This window comes from Corynebacterium hindlerae, from assembly GCF_014117265.1.
Lineage (GTDB): Bacteria > Actinomycetota > Actinomycetes > Mycobacteriales > Mycobacteriaceae > Corynebacterium > Corynebacterium hindlerae.
In genome coordinates, this window is the sequence record NZ_CP059833.1 from 1247589 (window position 1) to 1267586 (window position 19998).

Sequence of the window (19998 nt, forward strand, 5' to 3'; positions counted from 1 at the left end):
GCCATCATGGATAATACTGACACTTGGCTGGTTATTCCGTGCTACAACGAGGGCTCTGTGATTCAGGACGTCATCGAAAACGCGCGCAAGACCTTTCCTAACATCGTGGCCGTCAACGACGGTTCCGCCGACGACTCCGCCGCGCGTATTCACGCCGCAGGTGCTCACTTGGTGAACCACCCCGTGAACCTCGGCCAGGGTGCGGCGATCCAGACTGGCGTGGAGTATGCGCGGATGCAGCCGGGCGCCGAGTATTTTGTCACCTTCGATGCCGACGGCCAGCACCAGGTGAAGGACGTGGTGAAGATGCTGAACCGGCTACGTACTGAACCGATCGACATTGTCGTGGGAACCCGGTTCGGCCGCCCGCGCGCCGAGGATGACCAGGTGCCGTGGATTAAGCGGGTGGTGCTCAAGACCGTCGTGTTCCTCTCGCCGCGCACCCGTCGCCTCGGGCTTACCGACGCCCACAATGGCCTGCGAGCCTTCAACAAAAGGGTCGCTAATGAGCTGAACCTGCGCATGAACGGCATGAGCCACGCCTCCGAGTTCGTCTCCACCATGGACGAAAAGAAGTGGCGGGTGGCCGAGGAGCCGGTAGATATCCTGTACACCGAGTACTCCATGTCCAAGGGCCAGTCCCTGATCAACGGCGTGAATATCCTCGCCGACGGTTTGCTTGCGAGGAAGTTGCCATGACCATTGTGATTCAGATTCTGCTGCTGCTAGCGACTGCGTTTTTGGTGCTCTATTTCCTGGGCAACCGTCGTAAAGCACGTGCGAAGGCTGGCGTGAAGCTGGGCTTTTTGTTGTTCATCTTGGCTTGTATCTGGGCTGTTCTCCGCCCCGATGATCTGACCGTGGTGGCCAACTGGGTGGGCGTTTCCCGTGGCACCGATCTGCTGCTCTACGCCCTGGTCGTGGCATTCATGTTCACCACCTTGTCCTCCTACGTGCGCTTTCGTGAGCAGGAGCTGCGCTACGCGCGCCTTGCCCGCGCCATCGCGCTGAAGAATGCTGTGAAGCCGGAAGAAGAACTGAGCTAATGTCCCGCACGCGTGTTGCCCTGCTTGTTGTTATTGGTGTGCTTTTGGGTTCGGTGTTTGGCCTCGGTGGCTTCATCTTGGGCGAACGCTCCGCGACATCCCAGTTCATCGCCGAAAACCCCTCATCCGCCACGGCCATCAACGCGAAACTGGCGAAGGTGCAGGCCGGCACCGGTGACCGCACCGCCAAGCCGCTTGCCGACGGCACCTATAACGCGCTGATCCAAGGCCCCAGCGGGGAGATCAAGTCCCAAGCAGACATTGAAAAGATCCACCGCCGCAACCCGGAGGATCCTTTCGCTATCGGTGCCCTCGACGCCCCTGTAGTGATCTCCGAGTTTTCCGATTTTGAGTGCCCATTCTGCGCTCGCTACTCCACCCAAACCGAGGGGCGCATCCTCACTGATTACGTGGAGAAGGGCCTCGTCCGCATCGAGTGGAATGACCTGCCTATCAACGGGCCGGATGCCGACGCTGCTGCCCGGGCTGGGCGCGCCGCTGCCGAGCAGAACAAGTTCCACGAATTCAAGTCTGCGTTATTCGCCGAGTCTGCGAAGCAAAACGGGCACCCTGGCTTCGGTCAGGCCGACTTTGAGCGCTTTGCCCAGGCTGCCGGCGTTCCTGATATGGACAAATTCAAGGCAGACGCCACTTCAGACAAGTATGACCAGGCCATCGAGCAGGCCAAGAAATACGGCGGCGGGATCGGTATTTCTGGCACCCCAGCGTTTTTGATCGGCACTAAGTTTGTCTCTGGCGCCCAGCCGTGGGAAGTGTTTGAATCTGCCCTGAATGAGCAGCTGGCTGCCACGGTTAAGTAGCGCTTTCCGATAACTGCGTTGGAAGGCAGAACTACACCACTTTTCGAACATGTGTGCCACTTTTTGAGTTGGCGTGTCCTCCTTGGTTGTTATGCTGTAGTCAGTAAATTAAATGAGCAGGTCACAGGGGGTGAACCATGCAAGAACTGCAAGCAGCATTAACAATAATTCGGGGCGAAGGACACGTCATTGACGTCACTAACCCTTTCGAAGTCGAGGGGGCTGTCGCTGATTTGGTGCAAATCCGAGAGGCCGTCGCCCGTTTGGAGACCTCGCTCGCCAGCCATCTCGATCTAGAAGGCCTCGGCAGGGCCGGGGTTCATCCACGGCATGCTAAGACGCTCCTCCGGCGTGCCGATTCGCGGTGGGACGACGGCGTCGACGCCGACCACCAAGACGAAATCTTGCGCGCCCTCACCAGCCTGTCGCCAGCGTCGAACCGGCGAGATGAAATCTACGACGCAGCTTCCACAGAAGTTCAGGGCTACAACCGCCCCACGTCACCTGAGCAAACCTGGCGCTTTACCCGCGACCAGGTTGTGCAGGAAAACCAGCGCCTGGCCAAAGATCCCCTCCAGGCGCGCGTGCAACGCCGGTTCACACTCGGCAAGCCCGATGAACATGGTGGCGCCAAGTTCTCCGGATACACCACGCCGGAAACCGGGGCCCTCCTGGAAGCACTCATGAACCAAGCTTTCAGCACCACCCCAAGAGCCGACGGCGACCTCCGCACCGTGCGGCAACGCCAACATGACGCTTTCGCGGAAGTCGTCCGCTGGGCTAGCAGCAACCGTGTCAACAACACCGGGCACGCCAGCCTCGTTGTCTCCATCACGGAAGATGACGAACTCGACCTGGCCAACCGGTTCCCCACCAACACCCATTTCGAGCTCAACCTGCTGGAAATCCTGGCGCTCGGAAACGATAACATCACTGACTATATCGCCGTACACAACCATCACGGCGCGGTTGTTCAGCTGGTCACCGGCAACAGAAGCGTCACCTTCGCCCAGCGGGTCGCCCTTTTAGCGGAGCAACTCGTCTGCCAGTACCCCGGCTGCGACGAGGTCGCCGGGCGCTGCGACGGCCACCATGTCATCCCGTGGTCCCAGTGCCAGGAAACTGCGCTGGACAACATCGCCCTGATGTGTCGCAAGCACCACCGCAGGAACCGGGACGACAGATCCGGGCCCCACATGCGAAAAGACCACCGCGGATGTCGCTTTGCAGACCACGCGGGTGAGGCAGAAAATAATTCCCCCGCAGCAAAGAAAGCAGCGGGCAGGAAACTCAGGCGGCGCTATTCCCTGAAGTAGTCCACCGTACGGCGAACGCCCTCTTCAATGGACACTTCAGGCTCCCATCCGAGCACCTCACGCGCGCGGGAATAAGCGAGGGCGGAACGAGGGACGTCGCCAAGCCGTGCCGGGGCAAACTCCGGGTCATCCGGCGCGCCCGCAGCCTGCGCCACCAGCGTGTGCAGCTCCCGGTCGCTCGTCTCCACAGAGGTTCCGATATTGAACCGCATGCCGCCCCCCTTGGAACCCGCAGCCAGGTAGAACGCCCGCACCACGTCACCAACGTAGACGTAGTCGCGGGTGTTGCCACCGTCACCGAACACCTTGGTCGGCTCGCCCGCCAGTAGCCGCTGCGAGAAAATCGCCACCACACCGGCCTCGCCGTGCGGATCCTGCCGCGGACCGTACACATTCGCCGGAGCAATATGCGCGCACTCCAGCCCATACAGGTGACGGAACGTGTTCAGGTAGATTTCGCCAGCGCTTTTAGACGCCGCATAAGGCGAATGCGGATCAATCGGGAACGACTCGTCCACCGGGAACGTCTCCGGCGTGCCATAAATCGAACCACCGGAAGAGGTGAACACGATCTTGCGGACGCTATTCCTCCGAGCGGCTTCCGCAATGCGGATCGTGGAAATGATATTGGTAGTGGCGTCGTGCACCGGATTCTTCACCGATTCCCGCACATCAATCTGCGCAGCCAGGTGGAAAATCACTTCCGGGCGATGCTCGCCCAAGAACTTGTCAAAGTCCAGTTCCAGGATGTCCGCCTCAACAAACAGGCATTTGCCGGTGGCCTGCGCAGCCTCCAGGTTCCTCACATTGCCACGGGATAGGTTATCGACCACAACAACATCGTGGCCCTTCTCAATCAGAAGATCCGTCAAATGAGAACCAATGAAGCCGGCACCGCCGGTAACTAATGCACGCATGGTTTCACCCTAGTGCTTTTGCCAGCGAACAAACAACAGCAGGCCACCATCACTGGTGACCTGCTGTCTAATTGGAGCCGCCTGCGAGAATCGAACTCGCGACCTTTTCATTACGAGTGAAATGCTCTACCGACTGAGCTAAGGCGGCACCGATGCACAATAAGCATCGAGGGACTAGTTTAGCGCACGCGGAATAAAGAATAAAAACCGCTGGTCATTGCACTTTACAGGCCTTCCGGAGCCGGCCTACGAGCCCGGAGAGCGCCACCACTGGGCGCACGTTGTGCCCAAACGATTCCCGGCAGGCGTTGATGGCGTCGAGGCAGTCTGTAAGAGCTGCCGCATCATTACGGGAGGCGAGGTCGCTGGACAGCCCGTCAAAGTCCGGATGGGTGAGCTGGATGCCGGCGTCGCGGACGAGCGCATCCCGGTAGAGCCCGGCAAGATCAATGAGGGCGAGGTCGTAGGCGTCACGTTCGGCGCGCTTCCGGCGGTTCTTGTGGACGGCCTCCAACGCCTTGACCTCGGTCTCCATTCCTTTAGTCAGCCGGCTCGCCCCCTTGCCTTTTACCCCGGCGCCGAAGGAATTACGGACCTTTTCTATTTCCGCCTCTTCTTTGGGCGCAAGGTCTGCCTTCACTTCGGCCTCTACCGCTTTCACCAAATCGCCTACCTCCTGAAATGCGGCTTCTTTGTGGTAGATCAGTTCGGCCAGGTGCAGGACTTGAGCCCGGCGCTTTTGAGCCGCTTCCGAGTGCGCAAGGTGCCGCGCCCGGCCGATGTGTCCGGATGTCGCGGCGGCAGCGAGCCGGGCCGCATCCTCGGAAACACCCCCCTCAGCCAGCAGAATCCGGGTGACGTCCTCCAGCGCTGGAGTGGGAACATACACGTGCCGGCAGCGTGAGCGCAGCGTAACTGAGAAATCCTGCGGGTCCGTCGACGGTGCGCACAGCATGATCACGGTCCGCGCGGCAGGCTCCTCCACCGTTTTCAGCAGCGCATTTGCCGCCGAGTCGGACAAGCGGTCCGCGTCCTCGATGATGATGACGCGCCAGGGAGCGTGCGTGGGCGAGGAAATGGCAGGACCAATGACCTTGTCACGCATGAGGTCAACACCGATCGACAGCTCCTGTGGCACGATGTGCACCAAGTCCGGGTGGGTACCAGCAAGCACAGCGCGGCAATTCTCGCATTCACCACAGCCGACGGAGGTCGGTGAGCTGCACATCAGGGCGGCAGCGAAGGCTCGGGCAGCGTTGGAGCGCCCGGAGCCGGGAGGGCCAGTGAACAGCCAGGAGTGTGTCATCGCGGCAGCTTCTGCGCCTTGCGGGGACGCGGTTCCGGCAGCGATGTGGCGTGCGGCGGTGGCGGCGTCGATAAGCGTGCGACGCAGATGGGCTGCCCCGGCCAGCCGGTCAAACACAGAATTTTGGCTCACCCCACCCACCCTATCGTGTAGGGCGGATAAAGTAGTGGGCATGACTCGTTTTGCGCAGATTGTGAAGTGGCTCTGGAGGACCTCCTGGCCGCTCTACGCTGCCACCATTTTTCTTTCCAACGTGCTGGGCGCGATCGCCACAATGCTGTTTTTCCGCTGGCTCATCCCGATGCCGGAAAAAGAAGCATTCGTGTCTTTGGATAGCCAGCTGCCTGAAGTGGGGATCGGGTACCTGGTGGCGGGCTCCTTCATCGGGGCCATATTGACGTTTTTACTGTTCAGGCCGGTACTTGCCTGGCAACACAGCCCTGAGGACCACGACCCGAATATGGTGCGCAACTTGGTCATGCGCATCCCCGTCTACCAGGCAATTTTGTGCGCTGTTATCTGGTTCATCGGCATTGTTGTGGTGACGTCTCTGGCGGCGCAGCACGACGGCAAGCTGGCATTAGTGTTGGGGCTGGTGTCATCTCTGGGCGGTTCCGTCGTGGTGTTGCTGACCTATTTGGAGGCGGAACGGATTGTGCGCCCCATCGCGGCGCAAGCCCTGGCGCAACGCTTTGAAGATTCCACGTTGGAGCCGCCAGTGACCCAGCGCCTGCGGGTCACGTGGGTGATCACTGCCGCGGTCCCAATGCTGGCCATCTGTTTACTGGTAATGGGGCACCATTACGGCTATTTCACGGACACCGCGTCGGATCTTTTCCCCGCTATCTTGGCCCTTGGCGTGATTTCTCTGCTGGCAGGGTTCGCAGCCCAAACACTTGTCATCATGAGCGTGGTGGACCCCATTCATGAGCTCCAAACCGCTATTAATCGGGTGCGTCGAGGCGAAACCGACGTGGCTGTGGACATCTACGACGGCTCCGAAATCGGCGTCCTCCAAGCCGGCTTTAACGAGATGATGCGCGGCCTTCGGGAACGCCAGCGGGTCCGAGATCTCTTCGGCCGCTACGTAGGCACTGAAGTTGCCCGGCGCGCCATGGAGGAACGCCCAACGTTGGGCGGCGAGGATCGCAACGTGGCTGTACTCTTTGTCGACGTCATCGGCTCCACCACCTTCGCGGTGAACCACACCCCAGAAGAGGTCGTCGCGGCGCTGAATGAGTTTTTTGAAAAAGTGGTCGACGTCGTCCACAAGCACAGGGGCGTGATCAACAAGTTCCAGGGCGACGCCGCGCTTGCGATCTTCGGCGCGCCACTGCCGCTTGCCGACGCCCCGGGCCTCGCACTCGCCGCCGCCCGTGAGTTACGTTCGGAACTCAAGGACATGGAGCTCACCTGCGGTATCGGTGTGGCTTCCGGGCATGTAGTGGCCGGGCACATTGGTGGCCACGACCGTTTCGAATACACCGTCATCGGAGACGCCGTGAATCAGGCAGCACGACTAACCGAGCTAGCCAAAGACGCACCCGGCAGAGTGCTGACCTCCGTATCGACGCTGCGGGGCGCCAACGAAGCCGAGCAGGCCCGCTGGACCGTACTCAAATCAGTGGAGCTGCGGGGGCGCGGTGAGCTCACGCAGCTCGCCCGCCCGATCCGGCCGACGCTGGCGGATCGTTCTTAGGGCCGTTGAATTTGTGGTCATTTCGAGTCAGTAATTCGGTAACCAATTCATAACCAGTAGATAAACACACTCAATCACCGCTAACGGTTTAACGCTCGACACGCGATCCTTAAAGTGAACCCCGTCACCTCAAGGATTGGAACTACCGATGAAAAAGTTCGCTTCTGCGGTTACCGCAGCATTGATGATCATCTCTGCCCCGTCTGCTCACGTTGGCTACACTGCTCAAAACTCCTCCGAGGCTGCCCAGCTATCCTCCGAAGAGTAGGCGAACGTGTCTAACAACATGCAGTGGAGCCTCGAAAACCAGCCGTTCCCGAGCAACATCATTGATGCTATCGGCGCAGGTTTCGGTAGCGCGTTCCGCGCAGCACTGATTTCGATGTACCACTGGACGTTCATGCTCATCAACCAGGTTTCGAACTTCTAAAACCTGCAACTCAGTAGTCTCGTGGGACTAGTCGGTCTGGGCGTAGCGCTCGATCGATTCGAGAACGTGTCCTCGCATTACATATTCGACCCGGTGTGCTAGTTGCGCCGGGTCGTCACGCATTCCGGTGGCGATCCAGTGCATGAGGTGCCCGACCACTGCGAGGGTGTAGTGATCGATGATGAAATCACGGTCAGCTGGCTGCAAGCTATAGCCATCGGCAAGCTCGGCGACAATCGCAGTCATCATTCTGCGCAGCGCCCGGAAGAAGAACACCTCGGTTTTGGGCATCGTGAGCGATTTCAAAATCGCCTGGACCTGGGTGCGATGCGTGTACATGTAAGTCATGAGCTGCTCGAATCCGGCAGCCCAGGCGTCGTAACGTGCGTGTGCGAGGATGTGGCGCGCAACCTCGTTTTGGAAGAGCCACGCGGCAGCGTCGTAAACATCGTCGAAGTGGTAATAGAACGCCTGGCGGGTCACACCAGCGCGGGCCGCGAGGCGTGCGACGGTGATGCGGGAGAGCTCAGCAGTCTCCAGCTCGCTTTTCAACGCGTCCGAAAGCGCGTCACGGGCATCCATGACTGCCACTTTACACAACTGCAAAAGTGTCTATGTACAGGTGTTTTATCGACCAATAGGCTTGAAAGTACCAAGGCGCTTTCCTTGAAGAATGGGTTGCGAGGCGAGCGCCCCAACTCACAAGGAGAATGTCATGTTTTTATACGCAACCATCCCCTGGTATTCCTGGCTCGCATGGTTCGCGGTGCTGGGTGCCCTGATCGGCCTCAATGAAATCTCGCGTCGCTCCCGCTACGCCGGGTGGGCACTGTTCATCGCGCTACCAATCATTTTGACCATCTTCGTCTGGCCTACCACCGCAGGAGCTGGCTCATCGACGGGCACCTGGTTCCACTGGGTCAAGGTCTATTCCGCCCTCGCCGGCTGCCTCGGCTTCATGGCGCTGCGCTACCATCCACGGCTCGCAGCAAACAAGTGGGCACTGTGCTTCCCACCGTTCATCCTCGGTCTAAACATCTTGGAGGCCTGCATCCGCGACTTCCAGGTCGGCGCGATGAACGCAAACGGCATGGTCGACGGTGTGTTCATGGTCTCCGGCTCCTGGAATTACATGAACGGCATCGCTGGCCTACTAAACCTCATCACGATCTGCGGTTGGACCGGTATCATCATCTCCCGCGATCCGTCTAAGGACATGATTTGGCCTGACATGCTGTGGTTCTGGATCATCGCATACGACCTGTGGAACTTCGCATACGTCTACAACTGCGTTGGTGATCATTCCTTCTACGCGGGCGCCGCGTTGCTGATTTCCTGCACAATTCCGGCGTTCTTCATCAAGAAGGGTGCTTGGCTGCAGCACCGCGCCCACACCCTCGCGTTCTGGATGATGTTCACCATGGCCGTGCCGAGCTTCGTCACCTCCTCGCAGTTCTCTGTCGAGGCTTCCCACGACCCGAAGGCACTATTCCTCGTGTCCTTCATCGCGCTCGTGGCCAACGTCGCCGTGTTCGGCTACCAGATCTACACCGCGGTCACCCGCAAGAAGAGCTTGCTTCGCGACGAGCTATACACCCACCTCGGGTCGCACCACGATCTCCTCATGTCCAACATTTCGGTGCCTGCTTCGTTTGAAGCAACCGAGACTCGGAAAGCCGTTTCATAGCTGATCCATATAGCAAACCCCATTCCTGCTACGGCACGAATGGGGTTTCGTCGTGTGTCACCAACAGTCACAAGCCCATCGACAATCGATAGAGATTCCCTATTCGCACCATACCAGCTTCATCTCCGCAGCCCCTACCTGCGGAGACGCTGCCGAACTCTGGCCCGCCTGGGCGCCCCAGACAACCTACCGCCGTGCCTTCACCACACGCTTCGTGGTCTGCTTCACGGTTTTCTTAGCAGCTTTCTTGGTTGCCTTCTTGGTTGCCTTCTTGCGGGTCGTCTTCTTCGGCGCGCCACCTTCGGCGGCTTCCTTGGCTCTACGTTCGGACAGCAGCTCGTTGGCGCGCGCGTCGGTAAGGGTTTCAGGGTTGTCGCCCTTGCGCAGGGAGGCATTGGTGGTGCCGTCGGTGACGTATGGACCGAAGCGGCCGTCCTTGACCTGCATTGGTTTGCCGGAGACGTCGTTATCGCCGAGTACCTTGAGTGGCGCTGCGGCGGTGGCGCTACGGCCGCGACGCTTTGGTTCGGAGTAGATTCGCCGCGCTTCATCCAGGGTCACAGTGAAGATTTGTTCTTCGTTGGCCAGGGAGCGAGAGTCGCTGCCCTTCTTAAGGTACGGGCCGTAGCGGCCGTTCTGGGCAGTGATCATTTCGCCGTCGGTTGGGTCCACACCCACTTCACGTGGGAGAGACAGCAGCCGCAATGCGTCCTCGAGGGTGACTGTGGCGGGTTCCATGGAGGAAAACAGCGAGGCGGTCCCTGGTTTGAGGGTTTCCTCGATGATCTGATTGATGCGCTTTTCCTTTTGGTTGGCCGCAGTTTTGGTTTCCCAGTTCTTTGCGCGTTTGCCTTCGGCTTTGCGCTGCGCGTCTTCGGCAGCGCGTTCCTCGGCGACGATTTCTTCAGCGTGGGCGCCGACGGAAGCTTTTTCCTCCTCGGTAACCAGCTCAGTGACATAAGGCCCGTAGCGACCGTCCTTGGCTACGATCATGCGACCGTTAGTTGGGTTGACGCCGAGCTCGCGACCACCTTGTGGAATGGCGAAGAGCTTTTCAGCGGCGTCTAGGGACAGCTCGTCTGGGGTGGTGGATTCCGGCAGGTTGGCGCGCTGATATTCCGGGGTGCCGTCGGGCAGCTGCCCCACGATGCGCTCGAGGTATGGGCCGTAGCGGCCGACGCGCACCACGATATCGCGACCTTCCTCGTCGACAAATAGGCGGAGCGAGTTCACTTCGCGCGCGTCAATGTTTTCGAGGTTGTCGCCCACCAGAGCTTTCAGCCCGCCGAGGCGTGCCACGCTGTCTGCGGTCTTGTCGCCCACTTCCGCGTTACCGAAGTAGAAGCTGTTCAACCACTCGGTGCGGTTTTCATTACCGGCAGCGATCTCGTCGAGTTCATCTTCCATGGAGGAGGTGAAGTCGTAGTCCACTAGGGAGCTGAAATTCTGCTCCAGCAGCCCGACCACGGCAAACGCTACCCACGACGGGACCAGCGCATTGCCGCGGGAGAAAACGTAACCGCGGTCCTGGATGGTCTTGATGATGGACGCGTAGGTGGATGGGCGTCCAATACCGAGGTCTTCCATCTTCTTCACTAGGGACGCTTCGGTGTAGCGGGCTGGCGGGTTGGTGGAGTGACCTTCGGCGTCGACCTGCTGCGCGGCGAGTGCATCGCCCTTGGACAGCTGTGGCAGGCGCTTTTCAGCGTTGTCTGCCACGTTACGGCCGTCTTCGAGCTGCGAGGTTTCCACGTAGGCCTTGAGGAAGCCGGGGAAAGTGATGGTGCGACCGGTAGCGGCGAATTCCACGTCCTCGCCGGAGGTGGCGGTGCCGGCGATGGTCACCTTCATGGAGGTGCCACGCGCGTCAGCCATCTGGGAGGCGACGGTGCGCTGCCAAATGAGCTCATAGAGCTTGAACTCTTCGGCGTCCAGTTGTGCATGAAGCTGGCCTGGGGTGGCGAAGGTTTCGCCGGCCGGGCGGATCGCTTCGTGGGCTTCCTGCGAGTTCTTCACCTTGCGGGTGTACTGGCGCGGCGCGTCAGCCACGAACTTATCACCGTAGAGTTCGCGTGCCTGCTGGCGTGCTGCTTGAATGCCGGACTCGCTGAGCGTAGTGGAGTCCGTACGCATGTAGGTGATATGACCGTTTTCGTACAGGCGCTGCGCGATACGCATGGTGCGCTCGGAGGTGTAGTGCAGTTTGCGTCCGGCTTCCTGCTGCAGCGTCGAGGTCATAAATGGGGCGTAGGGCCGTCGGGTGTACGGCTTTTCCTCGACGCTGGCTACGGTCATAGTCGTGCCGCTCAGGGCGTCGGCAAGCTGCGTGGCTTTCGCCTGGTCAATGACGATGACGTCCTTGCCCTTGAGCTCGCCGCGGTCGTTAAAGTCCCGGCCTTGCGCCACGCGCCGCTTATCGACGGCGGTGAGCCGCGCAGCGAATTCGTTAGGGTTTTCCGCGCTGGCTGGCTGGTCGGTCTTGAGCTGCGCAGTGAGATCCCAATAGTTTGCGGACACGAACGCCATGCGCTCCCGCTCGCGCTCCACGATGACGCGAGTAGCCACCGACTGCACGCGCCCCGCAGACAGGCGTGGCATCACTTTCTTCCACAGCACAGGGGATACCTCGTAGCCGTAGAGGCGATCGAGGATGCGACGAGTTTCCTGCGCGTCCACCAGGTTGTGGTCCAGGTCGCGGGTGTTTTCTGCTGCGGCCAGGATCGCAGGCTTGGTGATCTCGTTGAACACCATGCGCTTGACCGGCACCTTCGGCTTCAGCACCTCCAGCAGGTGCCACGCGATCGCTTCGCCCTCACGGTCGGGGTCGGTGGCGAGGTAAAGCTCGTCTACTTCCTTGAGCTTCGCTTTCAGGTCAGAGACCTTCTTTTTCTTGTCCGCGCTCACCACGTACAGCGGCGAAAAACCGTGATCTGTGTCCACGCCAAGCCGAGCCCACGGCTCTTTCTTGTATTTGGCGGGCACGTCGGCGGCTCCTCGTGGCAGGTCACGGATGTGGCCCACGGACGCCTCGACGATGTAGTCCTTACCGAGATACGGCTGGATCTTCTTCGCCTTGGTCGCCGACTCCACAATCACTAAGCGTTTTACGCCAGCATTTGACTCTGCCACTATGCCAACTTTCTGTCATTTCAACGGTGCATTAGTTCACTACCGTACACAGTTATATATTGCGCTACTACGCACTGGTCTAGTTTTTTGCAGAAAAGTGTGAGGAATTGCCCACTTGTGGACAAAGCAAAACCCGGCTTTCCTGCGGTGAGGAAGCCGGGTCGCAGCGTGAAAAACTCTTACAGAGCCACCACGTTCTGAGCTTGTGGGCCCTTAGCGCCTTCGCCAATCTCGAACTCAACCTGCTGGTTTTCCTCGAGAGTGCGGAAGCCGTTGCCCTGAATCTCGGAGTAGTGAACAAATACGTCTGCGGATCCGTCAGCTGGAGCGATGAAGCCGAAGCCCTTTTCAGCGTTGAACCACTTCACAGTTCCCTGTGCCATAACAAAAACCTTATTTCTTTGAAAGCGAAGCAGCATTCCCGCATTCTGATGGGAGTGCCGGGTCGTTGTGAACTCTCATTCGCTCGCAAAGAAGTGAACTGAGCGCTCGCAATAAACAAAATCCTGTGCGAGCGCTGGAAACACTGCGCGTGGAAAAGCTGCGACCGCTTCCCAGTGTGTCACGAAACTTGGCAAAGCGATAGCCCTAAACTTAGCTTTAAACCAAAAGCACAGGTCACGGGGACAAATATTTTCAGCAACCAAAGGAAAACGCATGCCCAACCACGCCACGATAGGCACGGAGATCGCCGAGTTTGTGCAGCGTCGCTACCCTAACTCCACCTGCACTCACCTGGAAACCATCCCGCCGAAGCCTGCGCAGTACGCGCCGTGGCCGGATTGGGTGTACCCGCCACTGCGACAGCACCTGGAGGATGAGGGGATACGCCAGTTGTTTTCCCACCAGGCGGCAACGGCGGATGCGGTGTATCACGGGACGTCCACGGTGGTGGCCACGGGCACGTCGAGTGGTAAGTCTTTGTGCTATTTGCTTCCCATCCTCACCATGCTGCAGCAGGACCCCACCGCCTGCGCCCTATACCTCACCCCCACAAAGGCGCTCGGCAGTGATCAGCTCACAAACGTGCTGCGCTTGACACGAGCTGTTCCAGACCTCGCACACATCACCCCTGCCCCTTATGACGGCGATACCCCCAGCGATGCCCGCGCCGGCATTCGTGACCAGGCTCGCTTCATTTTCAGCAATCCCGACATGGTGCACACGTCCCTGCTTGCGCATCATGCCCGGTGGGGTCGATTCCTCCGCAAGCTGAAGTTTGTGGTGATTGATGAGTGCCACTCCTACCGCGGAGTGTTCGGCGCCCATGTTGCGCTGGTGATCCGTCGCCTGCGACGCATTGCCGCGTTGTACGGCAGCGACCCGGTTTTTGTGTTGGCGTCGGCGACCGCCACTGACCCAGCCGAGCATGCCACGAATCTGATAGGTAGCCCTGTGCTGGCGGTGACGGAGGATGGCGCCCCAACCGGCGCCCGAACTGTGATGTTGTGGGAGCCGGGCTTCGTGGAAGGCGCAGCCGGCGAGCACGGCGCCCCGGTGCGTCGCGCTGCGACGACTGAGGCTGCAGGCATCATGGCCAGCGCAATTAGCGAAGGTGCGAGGACGCTGACGTTTGTGCGTTCGCGTCGCGGGGCCGAAGTGGTGGCGCTGCGCACGGCTGAGGAGCTGACGCTGATGGGCCGTCCGGAGTTCGCGCAGCGGGTGGCGTCGTACCGCGCGGGCTATCTGCCGGAGGACCGCCGCAGGCTGGAGCAGCTTCTCGACGACGGTACCCTCCTCGGCGTAGCCACCACGAACGCCCTGGAACTGGGTATCGACATCGGCGGGTTAGATGCCGTGGTCACCGCGGGATTCCCGGGGACGATTGCGTCGTTTTGGCAGCAAGCCGGCCGTGCGGGGCGCCGGGGGCAGGGTTCGTTGGTGGTCTTTGTAGCGCGGGATGAACCGATGGACAACTACTTGATTCACCACCCAGAAGCGCTGCTAGGGCGGCCTATCGAGCGGATTGTGTTTGACCCGACGAACCCTTATGTCCTGCGCGGTCATGTGTACTGCGCTGCGGTCGAGAAGGCCTTGAGTGATGAGGTGTTGGATCAGTGGCAGGCGCGTGGCGTGGCTGAACAGCTCGCCAGGGAGGGGTTGCTACGGCGCCGCCCGCATGGGTGGTTCGCGGTGGACTCTGGGCAGGCAGAGCTGACTCCGGATACTGCACATGCCGCGGTGGGATTGCGTGGCGGGTCTTCCCGGGAAGTGGTGATTGTGGAGTCAACCACGGGCCGACTGCTGGGAACGATTGATGCGGAGCGGGCGCCATCGCAGGTGCACCCCGGCGCGGTGTATATGCACCAGGGGGAGACGTTTGTGATTGACGATCTCGACCTGGGCGACGGCATCGCGCTGGCGCGCCCGGATGCGCCCGATTGGTCCACGTTTGCCCGGAGCACGACAGACATCCGCATCGTGGGTGATCCTGGCCCTGATGAGCTGCGTGACCTGGGCGGTGGCGTGTGGGTTGCCGCCGTTGATGTTGAGGTCACCACTCAGGTGACGTCGTATATCACCAAGCTTGCCGACGGCACAGTGCTCGATTCCGTGGCCCTCGACATGCCCCAGCAGCTTCTTGCTACCCGGGCGGTGGCGTACACCGTTGATCCGCTGGCGCTGTCCGCGATGGGCATTGCGGCGGCAGACATTCCCGGCGCGTTGCATGCCGCCGAGCACGCCGCGATTGGGATGTTGCCCCTGCTCGCGACGTGTGATCGGTGGGACATTGGCGGTGTGTCCACCGCGCAGCACCCTGACACGGGCCTGCCTACGGTGTTTGTTTACGACGGTCACCCCGGTGGCGCCGGTTTTGCGGATCATGGCTTCCGACGCTTTGGTGAGTGGATCACCGCGACCTTTCAGACGGTTCGTTCCTGTAGTTGTGAGAGTGGATGTCCTTCCTGCATTCAGTCGCCCAAGTGCGGCAATGGCAACCAGCCGCTTGATAAGGCTGGCGCGATCGCGTTGCTGGGGGCGTTGGTGTCATTGGTGTCGGATTAGAGTGGGCCTGCTCTGGCTGTGGCCCGTTGCCCGCTAATGTCCACCGTGACCAGCACGTCTGCATCGTTGATGGTGCAATCGGTGATGGTTGCACCGTTACGCTGTGCTGTGTCGCGGGCTTTCTCGCAAGGCGGTACCGAACTGGTGGCGAGCGCCATCGCTCCCGCCACTGCAGATAGCTCTGCGCTGACCTGCGCCCGGTGAGTGTTGCTGACGGTGCGGACGGCAGCAGCTGCGATGAGCGCGAGCGCGAGCAGCGCTGCAATGGTTCCGGCGGCCCCAATGGTGAGGGAACCGTCGTCGTCATCCAGGCGCATGAACAAGCTCCAGTGGGTAGGTGGCGGACGCTGTGACTGTGGTCAGCGGGGTAGGTATGGCGATGGTTGCGGTCGCCCACACCCCGTCATCGCGGTACGTGACAGTGCCACGAGGCGGCTGGTACGAGACGCCGAGCGCATGCGCCCTGGCTGCTGCCCCCGCCATATCCACAGCCGAGATGTACCAGGCGAAGGTGGCCATGGCGGTGACGATCAATCCAGCAACAATGACCAGGCTCGCGACACCGAAGGCTGCTTCGATGGTCACGGACCCGTCGTCGTTGTGCAGGCTAGCTCGGTGACTTAGACAGCGCACTGGTAATAATGTTGGTGATTGCGTTGACAACTTGGTCGCCGTTGACCACCGTGAACAGCACGGCGGCCAGCGCAGCGGCCGCGAGCGAGCCCATGGCGTACTCGATTGTCGACATACCCTCGTCGTCACGGATTTTTTCGTTGAGTAGTGCGAGCATTGTGTTCTCCTAATTGTTAATGATGCTGGTTGCAAGGTTGATGATGATGGGGACGAGCCCCAGGATGAGGAACGCGGGCAGGAAGCACACTGTCAGCGGAATGGCGATGACCACCCCTGCGCGTTGTGCTGCTGCGGTTGCTGCATCGGCGCTGCGTGACCTGATGTCTTGTGCGCTTCGTTCGCACAGCGCCGCCAGTGAGCTTCCGGTGTGTTGCGAGAAGGTGCTCTGCCGGATGAGCTCGCTGAGTTCCGGTATCCCTGCGAGGGGATGCCAGGCCGTTGCTGCAGGTACACCGATACTGAGTAGTGCTGCTACACTGGCCCATTCTGCGGAGGCTGAGCGGCTCACCTGCGATACCGCGTCGGCTGCCACCGCTTGGGTGACACCGGAGCGCAGGCACGCTGCGAACAGCTCAATATCCGCTGCGACATCGAGATTGGTGATGGGACCATCGCGAGGTCGCCTGGTGAGTTGATGCTGCTCTACGATCCTGTTGACCACGGAACGCTCCGTGCTGAGCCACATTGCTGCGGCGACGAAACATAATCCCATCATGTGACTGCCCTCGGGTTGCTGGCACGGGCGACGATCACGTCCACCCACAGGAATCCTGCGCAGGCGAGGGCTGTCCCGACAACGAGCAGCACTTGCCCCAGGGCGGTGGTGGTGAGGAACGGGATGGGGTTTGCTCCCATACCGCTCCCCATCGCGATCCCACCGAGTGGCAGGAGCGCCAAAATAACCGCCGTCGCCTTCGGCCCTTGGAGCGCGGCATCGGTGGCGCGCGCGTGGCGCAGGTGAGCATCAATGCGTTCTTGAACGTGCACCAGGAGGTTCGAGAGGGCAATGCCTTTGGTTTCTGCGATGAGCCACAACCGGGCCGCTGACCGGAGCTCTGTGTACACTGCGGGGGCTTCGAGAAACGCACCAGCCGGCGGCATCCCAGCCGCGCTGCGATGAGCCGCGATGGCACACACACCCTGCAGTGGTTCTGCTACCTCGGTGGCTGCGTGGGCGATGGCTTCGTGGGTAGTTGCGCCGGCCTCAAGGTCGGCGGCCATCGCACCGAGCAAACTCGCGGTGTCGGTCGCGGCCTGCTCACGCGCAGCTTGCCGACGCCCCTCCCACACCTTCCGTACTGCCACAGCGAGCACCATGGCCAATGAGGCCACCACGCCGGGTCCGTGCATTATCACAAATCCACCGAGAACCACGATGGGAATGAGCAAAAGCTTCGTTTTCCGTGGGCGGTATGACATTCTCAAGGCTGGCGATGGTGAGGAGAGTAGCAACGCTGTACCGATCGCGAACAACGAGTTAATCATTAGATGGGCTCCCCTTTAGTCGGCTCTAAACCATTAGGGGTTCGCCAAATTGTTTCCAGTTCCAAGTGTTGTTTACGCAGCTCAGCGACCTCTTCGACGATGCGGCCGTGGCGGGTGCGCTTCATCATGATCACGTAGCGCACGGCTGCCGCTAGCTGGGTGTGCAGGGCCGGACCGTCGAGTCCCCCGAGCATTGCCAGCGCTTCCAAGCGCGCTGGGACTTCAGATACCGAGTTGGCGTGGACCGTTCCAGCACCACCGTCGTGCCCCGTATTCAAGGCTGCGAGCAGGTCCACTACTTCCGCGCCACGGATTTCCCCGAGCACGATACGGTCGGGCCTCATGCGCAGCGCCTGTTTCAGCAAATCCGCCATGGTAAATACGCCGACGCCTTCCACATTTTTACTGCGGGACACAAGTGACACCACGTGCGGATGCGCAGGTCGTAGCTCTGCGGTGTCCTCGATGCAGACGATCCGCTCCTCAGCCGATACCTCACCCAGCAGCGCCGACAGCATCGTCGTCTTGCCTGTGCCGGTTCCCCCGGCGACCAGGAACGAACCTCGTTCGGACACGATCGTTCCCAGCAGCTGCCTGCCGTAGTCGTCGATGCACCCTAGCTCCACCATGCGATCCAAGGTCATTGCAGCTTGCCGCAGCACGCGTAGTGAGATGCAGGTCCCCGAGTCACTCAGAGGCGGAATGATCGCGTGCACGCGGATGCTGGTGCCGTCATCACGCCGTAGCCGGCCGTCGGCGAAGGGCTGGGCGTCGTCAAGCCTGCGCCCGCAGGCCACCGCAAGTCGGGTGGCCAGTTGCCTTACCTGTTCCTCGGAGGCGAAGCTCAACTCGGCCCGCTCGAGTCCGTCGCCCCGGTCGAACCACACCTGATCTGGGCCGTTGACCAACACATCCGTAACTCCTGGCAGCGCCAAAAGGCTGTCCAACGCACCGGCCCCAGAGGACTCCTGGCGCAGCTGGCGTAGCAGCCCCAGCAGTTCAACGTCGCTAATCACCCCTGCTTCCTCGCGGATCAGCGCGGCCACATAGTCCGGGGGAGCTGCTGCTAGCGCCCCATACTCCGCAGCAATCTTCAGCTGCACTCTGTCAATGACATCCACGACTTCCCCCTACAGCTCATGGTTGAGCGCACGCACCGCGCCTGACAGCCCGCGTGGCACGCGGACCAGTCCCTTGGTTTCCAACTGCTTCGCCAGGCCCGGGACCGACGGCACCTCAGCCACCACGCGAATCCCCGACAGGTCTCCCACTTCGCCACGATCCATCCCTGACCAGCCCCGATACCGCACCACCCCCAGGAAATCCACCTCCGGATACGCCGTGGCTAACGAAGACGCCGCCGCTACCGCACGCAGCTCCGCAGGAATCACGAGCACCACCGAACTCACCGCGCTGAGCACATCCCCAAAACCCGGAAGCCGAACAGACAGATCCACCACCACTGGAAAACCTGCCAATGTCTCCAGCGCCGAACACACCCCGGCGGCACTACAGCTAGGCAACGCCCCCTTGCTCCGCGAATGCGTCAGCACCCCTAGCCCTTGCGAGGTGGGCAGTGCGCCCCACAAGTCCTCGGCCGCCACGGCCCCCTTCTCTAAGTTCACGTCATTCCACCGGGCACCCACCTGCTGCTCCATCCCGAGTAACAGGTCGAGGCCTCCGGAGTGCGGGTCGGCGTCGATAAGCACTGCCCCCTCCCCCTGTGCCCGCGCCAACGCGGCGGCCAATACGCTCGCCCCGCTGCCGCCAACCGCGCCCAGCACCCCCACGCTGTTCCGCGTCGCGCGCTGCGACGCCCCACGCTCCCCCAACACTTTCAGCAGCTCAGGAGCCTGCGCCGGCACGACGAACCCATGCGCGGCCCCCACCTCAACAGCGCACTGCCAATCCACCGGCCCAGGGTCACGCTCCACGAGCACCACCCGAGAATGCCTCACCCGACCACCGAGTTCACTGGCCATCTGTCTATCCACCACTACAGCGCTACACCGGCTCGCCGCCCGCCTCACCTCCTGGGGGCTGCGCACATCAATAATCTTTTGGCCGGTAGCCGCCACAATTTGCACCACTTCCGGGTGCACGGCGGGATCTGTCACTGCAACAACAATGCTGGAATTCATGCCCACAGCATCCATCCCGGTGCGCGTTCCGCCAATACCCCACTGGCTCTACCTGTGGATAACCCCACTTTTCGCGCACGTTTCAACAAAAACTGTGGATAACGTAGAAAGACAAAAGTACTCGGCACGTAACCCGCAAAACCCGGGAAGCATTCCCCGGGTTTCGGCGCTTTTTTGAGCTTCACACCTGCTATTTCGCTAATTTCAGCCCACGACCCGGGGAATGCTTCCCAGGTTTTAGCAGGAAAACCAGAGCCGCCCATGAAACCCCCAGAACGCGCCCCACACAAGAAAAAAGGGACGGCCCGCGCTTCGGGGGGGTGCGCGGGCCGTCTATATTTTCTTACCCGACAACAGGGGGGGGTTGTGCCGGGGCTGGCCA

General features: G+C 60.8%; 20 protein-coding genes and 1 tRNA gene. 8 read left to right on the forward strand and 13 right to left on the reverse strand.

From position 1 onward, the window contains the following. Nucleotides 1–6 precede the first annotated feature (6 nt). From HW450_RS06080 to HW450_RS06095, 4 genes are all read left to right on the forward strand, one after another. Nucleotides 7–699 (forward strand): glycosyltransferase family 2 protein, encoded by a 693-nt coding sequence (locus HW450_RS06080; RefSeq protein ID WP_182387079.1) that lies wholly within the window; start codon nt 7–9, stop codon nt 697–699. Then, nucleotides 696–1046, forward strand: a complete 351-nt coding sequence (locus HW450_RS06085) for a DUF2304 domain-containing protein (RefSeq protein WP_182387080.1) — start codon at nt 696–698, stop codon at nt 1044–1046. The genes HW450_RS06080 and HW450_RS06085 overlap by 4 nt, the downstream gene beginning before the upstream one ends. Continuing rightward, nucleotides 1046–1867 carry a DsbA family protein gene (locus tag HW450_RS06090; protein ID WP_182387081.1) on the forward strand — a complete coding sequence of 274 codons (822 nt, stop codon included), beginning with the start codon at nt 1046–1048 and terminating at the stop codon, nt 1865–1867. The genes HW450_RS06085 and HW450_RS06090 overlap by 1 nt, the downstream gene beginning before the upstream one ends. A 137-nt stretch (nt 1868–2004) precedes the next feature. After that, on the forward strand, nt 2005–3183 hold the full coding sequence (locus HW450_RS06095; protein WP_182387082.1) for an HNH endonuclease signature motif containing protein: 1179 nt from the start codon (nt 2005–2007) through the stop codon (nt 3181–3183). Here HW450_RS06095 and HW450_RS06100 read toward each other — a convergent pair. The 3 genes from HW450_RS06100 to HW450_RS06110 all read right to left on the reverse strand — a co-directional run bounded on the left by HW450_RS06100 (nt 3168) and on the right by HW450_RS06110 (nt 5538). Next, on the reverse strand, nt 3168–4100 hold the full coding sequence (locus tag HW450_RS06100) for a GDP-mannose 4,6-dehydratase (RefSeq protein WP_182387083.1): 933 nt from the start codon (nt 4098–4100) through the stop codon (nt 3168–3170). The genes HW450_RS06095 and HW450_RS06100 overlap by 16 nt on opposite strands. A 72-nt stretch (nt 4101–4172) precedes the next feature. Next, nucleotides 4173–4248: transfer RNA gene (locus tag HW450_RS06105), tRNA-Thr, on the reverse strand. Nucleotides 4249–4314: 66 nt separating this feature from the next. Further along, a complete protein-coding gene (locus HW450_RS06110; RefSeq protein WP_182387084.1) occupies nt 4315–5538 on the reverse strand; it encodes a DNA polymerase III subunit delta' in 1224 nt (407 codons plus the stop codon). 40 nt (nt 5539–5578) lie between these two features. On the opposite strand from HW450_RS06110, the gene HW450_RS06115 reads away from it, so the two are divergent. Both HW450_RS06115 and HW450_RS06120 read left to right on the forward strand, forming a co-directional pair. After that, nucleotides 5579–7105, forward strand: coding sequence for an adenylate/guanylate cyclase domain-containing protein (locus HW450_RS06115; RefSeq protein ID WP_182387085.1), 1527 nt, complete (start codon nt 5579–5581; stop codon nt 7103–7105). Between the two features lie 274 nt (nt 7106–7379). Continuing rightward, nucleotides 7380–7535 carry a hypothetical protein gene (locus HW450_RS06120; RefSeq protein ID WP_182387086.1) on the forward strand — a complete coding sequence of 52 codons (156 nt, stop codon included), beginning with the start codon at nt 7380–7382 and terminating at the stop codon, nt 7533–7535. Nucleotides 7536–7562: 27 nt separating this feature from the next. Here HW450_RS06120 and HW450_RS06125 read toward each other — a convergent pair whose 3' ends face one another. Further along, nucleotides 7563–8117, reverse strand: a complete 555-nt coding sequence (locus HW450_RS06125) for a TetR-like C-terminal domain-containing protein (RefSeq protein ID WP_182387087.1) — start codon at nt 8115–8117, stop codon at nt 7563–7565. A 133-nt stretch (nt 8118–8250) separates the two neighbouring features. On the opposite strand from HW450_RS06125, the gene HW450_RS06130 reads away from it, so the two are divergent. Then, nucleotides 8251–9222, forward strand: a complete 972-nt coding sequence (locus tag HW450_RS06130) for a DUF5692 family protein (RefSeq protein WP_182387088.1) — start codon at nt 8251–8253, stop codon at nt 9220–9222. Nucleotides 9223–9408: 186 nt separating this feature from the next. Here HW450_RS06130 and topA read toward each other — a convergent pair whose 3' ends face one another. Together topA and cspE are read right to left on the reverse strand one after the other, a co-directional pair. Next, nucleotides 9409–12351, reverse strand: a complete 2943-nt coding sequence (topA, locus tag HW450_RS06135) for a type I DNA topoisomerase (protein ID WP_182387089.1) — start codon at nt 12349–12351, stop codon at nt 9409–9411. 179 nt (nt 12352–12530) lie between these two features. Further along, on the reverse strand, nt 12531–12734 hold the full coding sequence (gene cspE, locus HW450_RS06140) for a transcription antiterminator/RNA stability regulator CspE (protein ID WP_182387090.1): 204 nt from the start codon (nt 12732–12734) through the stop codon (nt 12531–12533). A 274-nt stretch (nt 12735–13008) separates the two neighbouring features. Between cspE and HW450_RS06145 the strand changes: the two genes are divergently transcribed. Beyond that, nucleotides 13009–15357 carry a DEAD/DEAH box helicase gene (locus HW450_RS06145; RefSeq protein WP_182387091.1) on the forward strand — a complete coding sequence of 783 codons (2349 nt, stop codon included), beginning with the start codon at nt 13009–13011 and terminating at the stop codon, nt 15355–15357. Here the strand turns inward: HW450_RS06145 and HW450_RS06150 are convergent. The 7 genes from HW450_RS06150 to ssd form a co-directional block, all read right to left on the reverse strand. After that, a complete protein-coding gene (locus HW450_RS06150; RefSeq protein WP_182387092.1) occupies nt 15354–15674 on the reverse strand; it encodes an Rv3654c family TadE-like protein in 321 nt (106 codons plus the stop codon). The genes HW450_RS06145 and HW450_RS06150 overlap by 4 nt on opposite strands. Then, entirely contained in the window at nt 15661–15942 is a 282-nt protein-coding gene (locus HW450_RS06155) for a hypothetical protein (protein ID WP_232843346.1), read from the reverse strand. Before HW450_RS06155 ends, HW450_RS06150 begins: the two co-directional genes overlap by 14 nt. Before the next feature lie 22 nt (nt 15943–15964). Then, nucleotides 15965–16147, reverse strand: a complete 183-nt coding sequence (locus tag HW450_RS06160) for a DUF4244 domain-containing protein (RefSeq protein WP_182387094.1) — start codon at nt 16145–16147, stop codon at nt 15965–15967. A gap of 9 nt (nt 16148–16156) precedes the next feature. Further along, complete coding sequence (locus tag HW450_RS06165) at nt 16157–16705, reverse strand: type II secretion system F family protein (protein ID WP_182387095.1); 549 nt, start codon at nt 16703–16705, stop codon at nt 16157–16159. Then, entirely contained in the window at nt 16702–17340 is a 639-nt protein-coding gene (locus HW450_RS06170; RefSeq protein WP_182387096.1) for a type II secretion system F family protein, read from the reverse strand. The genes HW450_RS06165 and HW450_RS06170 overlap by 4 nt, the downstream gene beginning before the upstream one ends. 134 nt (nt 17341–17474) lie before the next feature. After that, nucleotides 17475–18596, reverse strand: coding sequence for a TadA family conjugal transfer-associated ATPase (locus HW450_RS06175; RefSeq protein ID WP_182387097.1), 1122 nt, complete (start codon nt 18594–18596; stop codon nt 17475–17477). A gap of 9 nt (nt 18597–18605) precedes the next feature. Beyond that, nucleotides 18606–19616, reverse strand: coding sequence for a septum site-determining protein Ssd (gene ssd / locus HW450_RS06180; protein ID WP_182387098.1), 1011 nt, complete (start codon nt 19614–19616; stop codon nt 18606–18608). Nucleotides 19617–19998 lie beyond the last annotated feature (382 nt).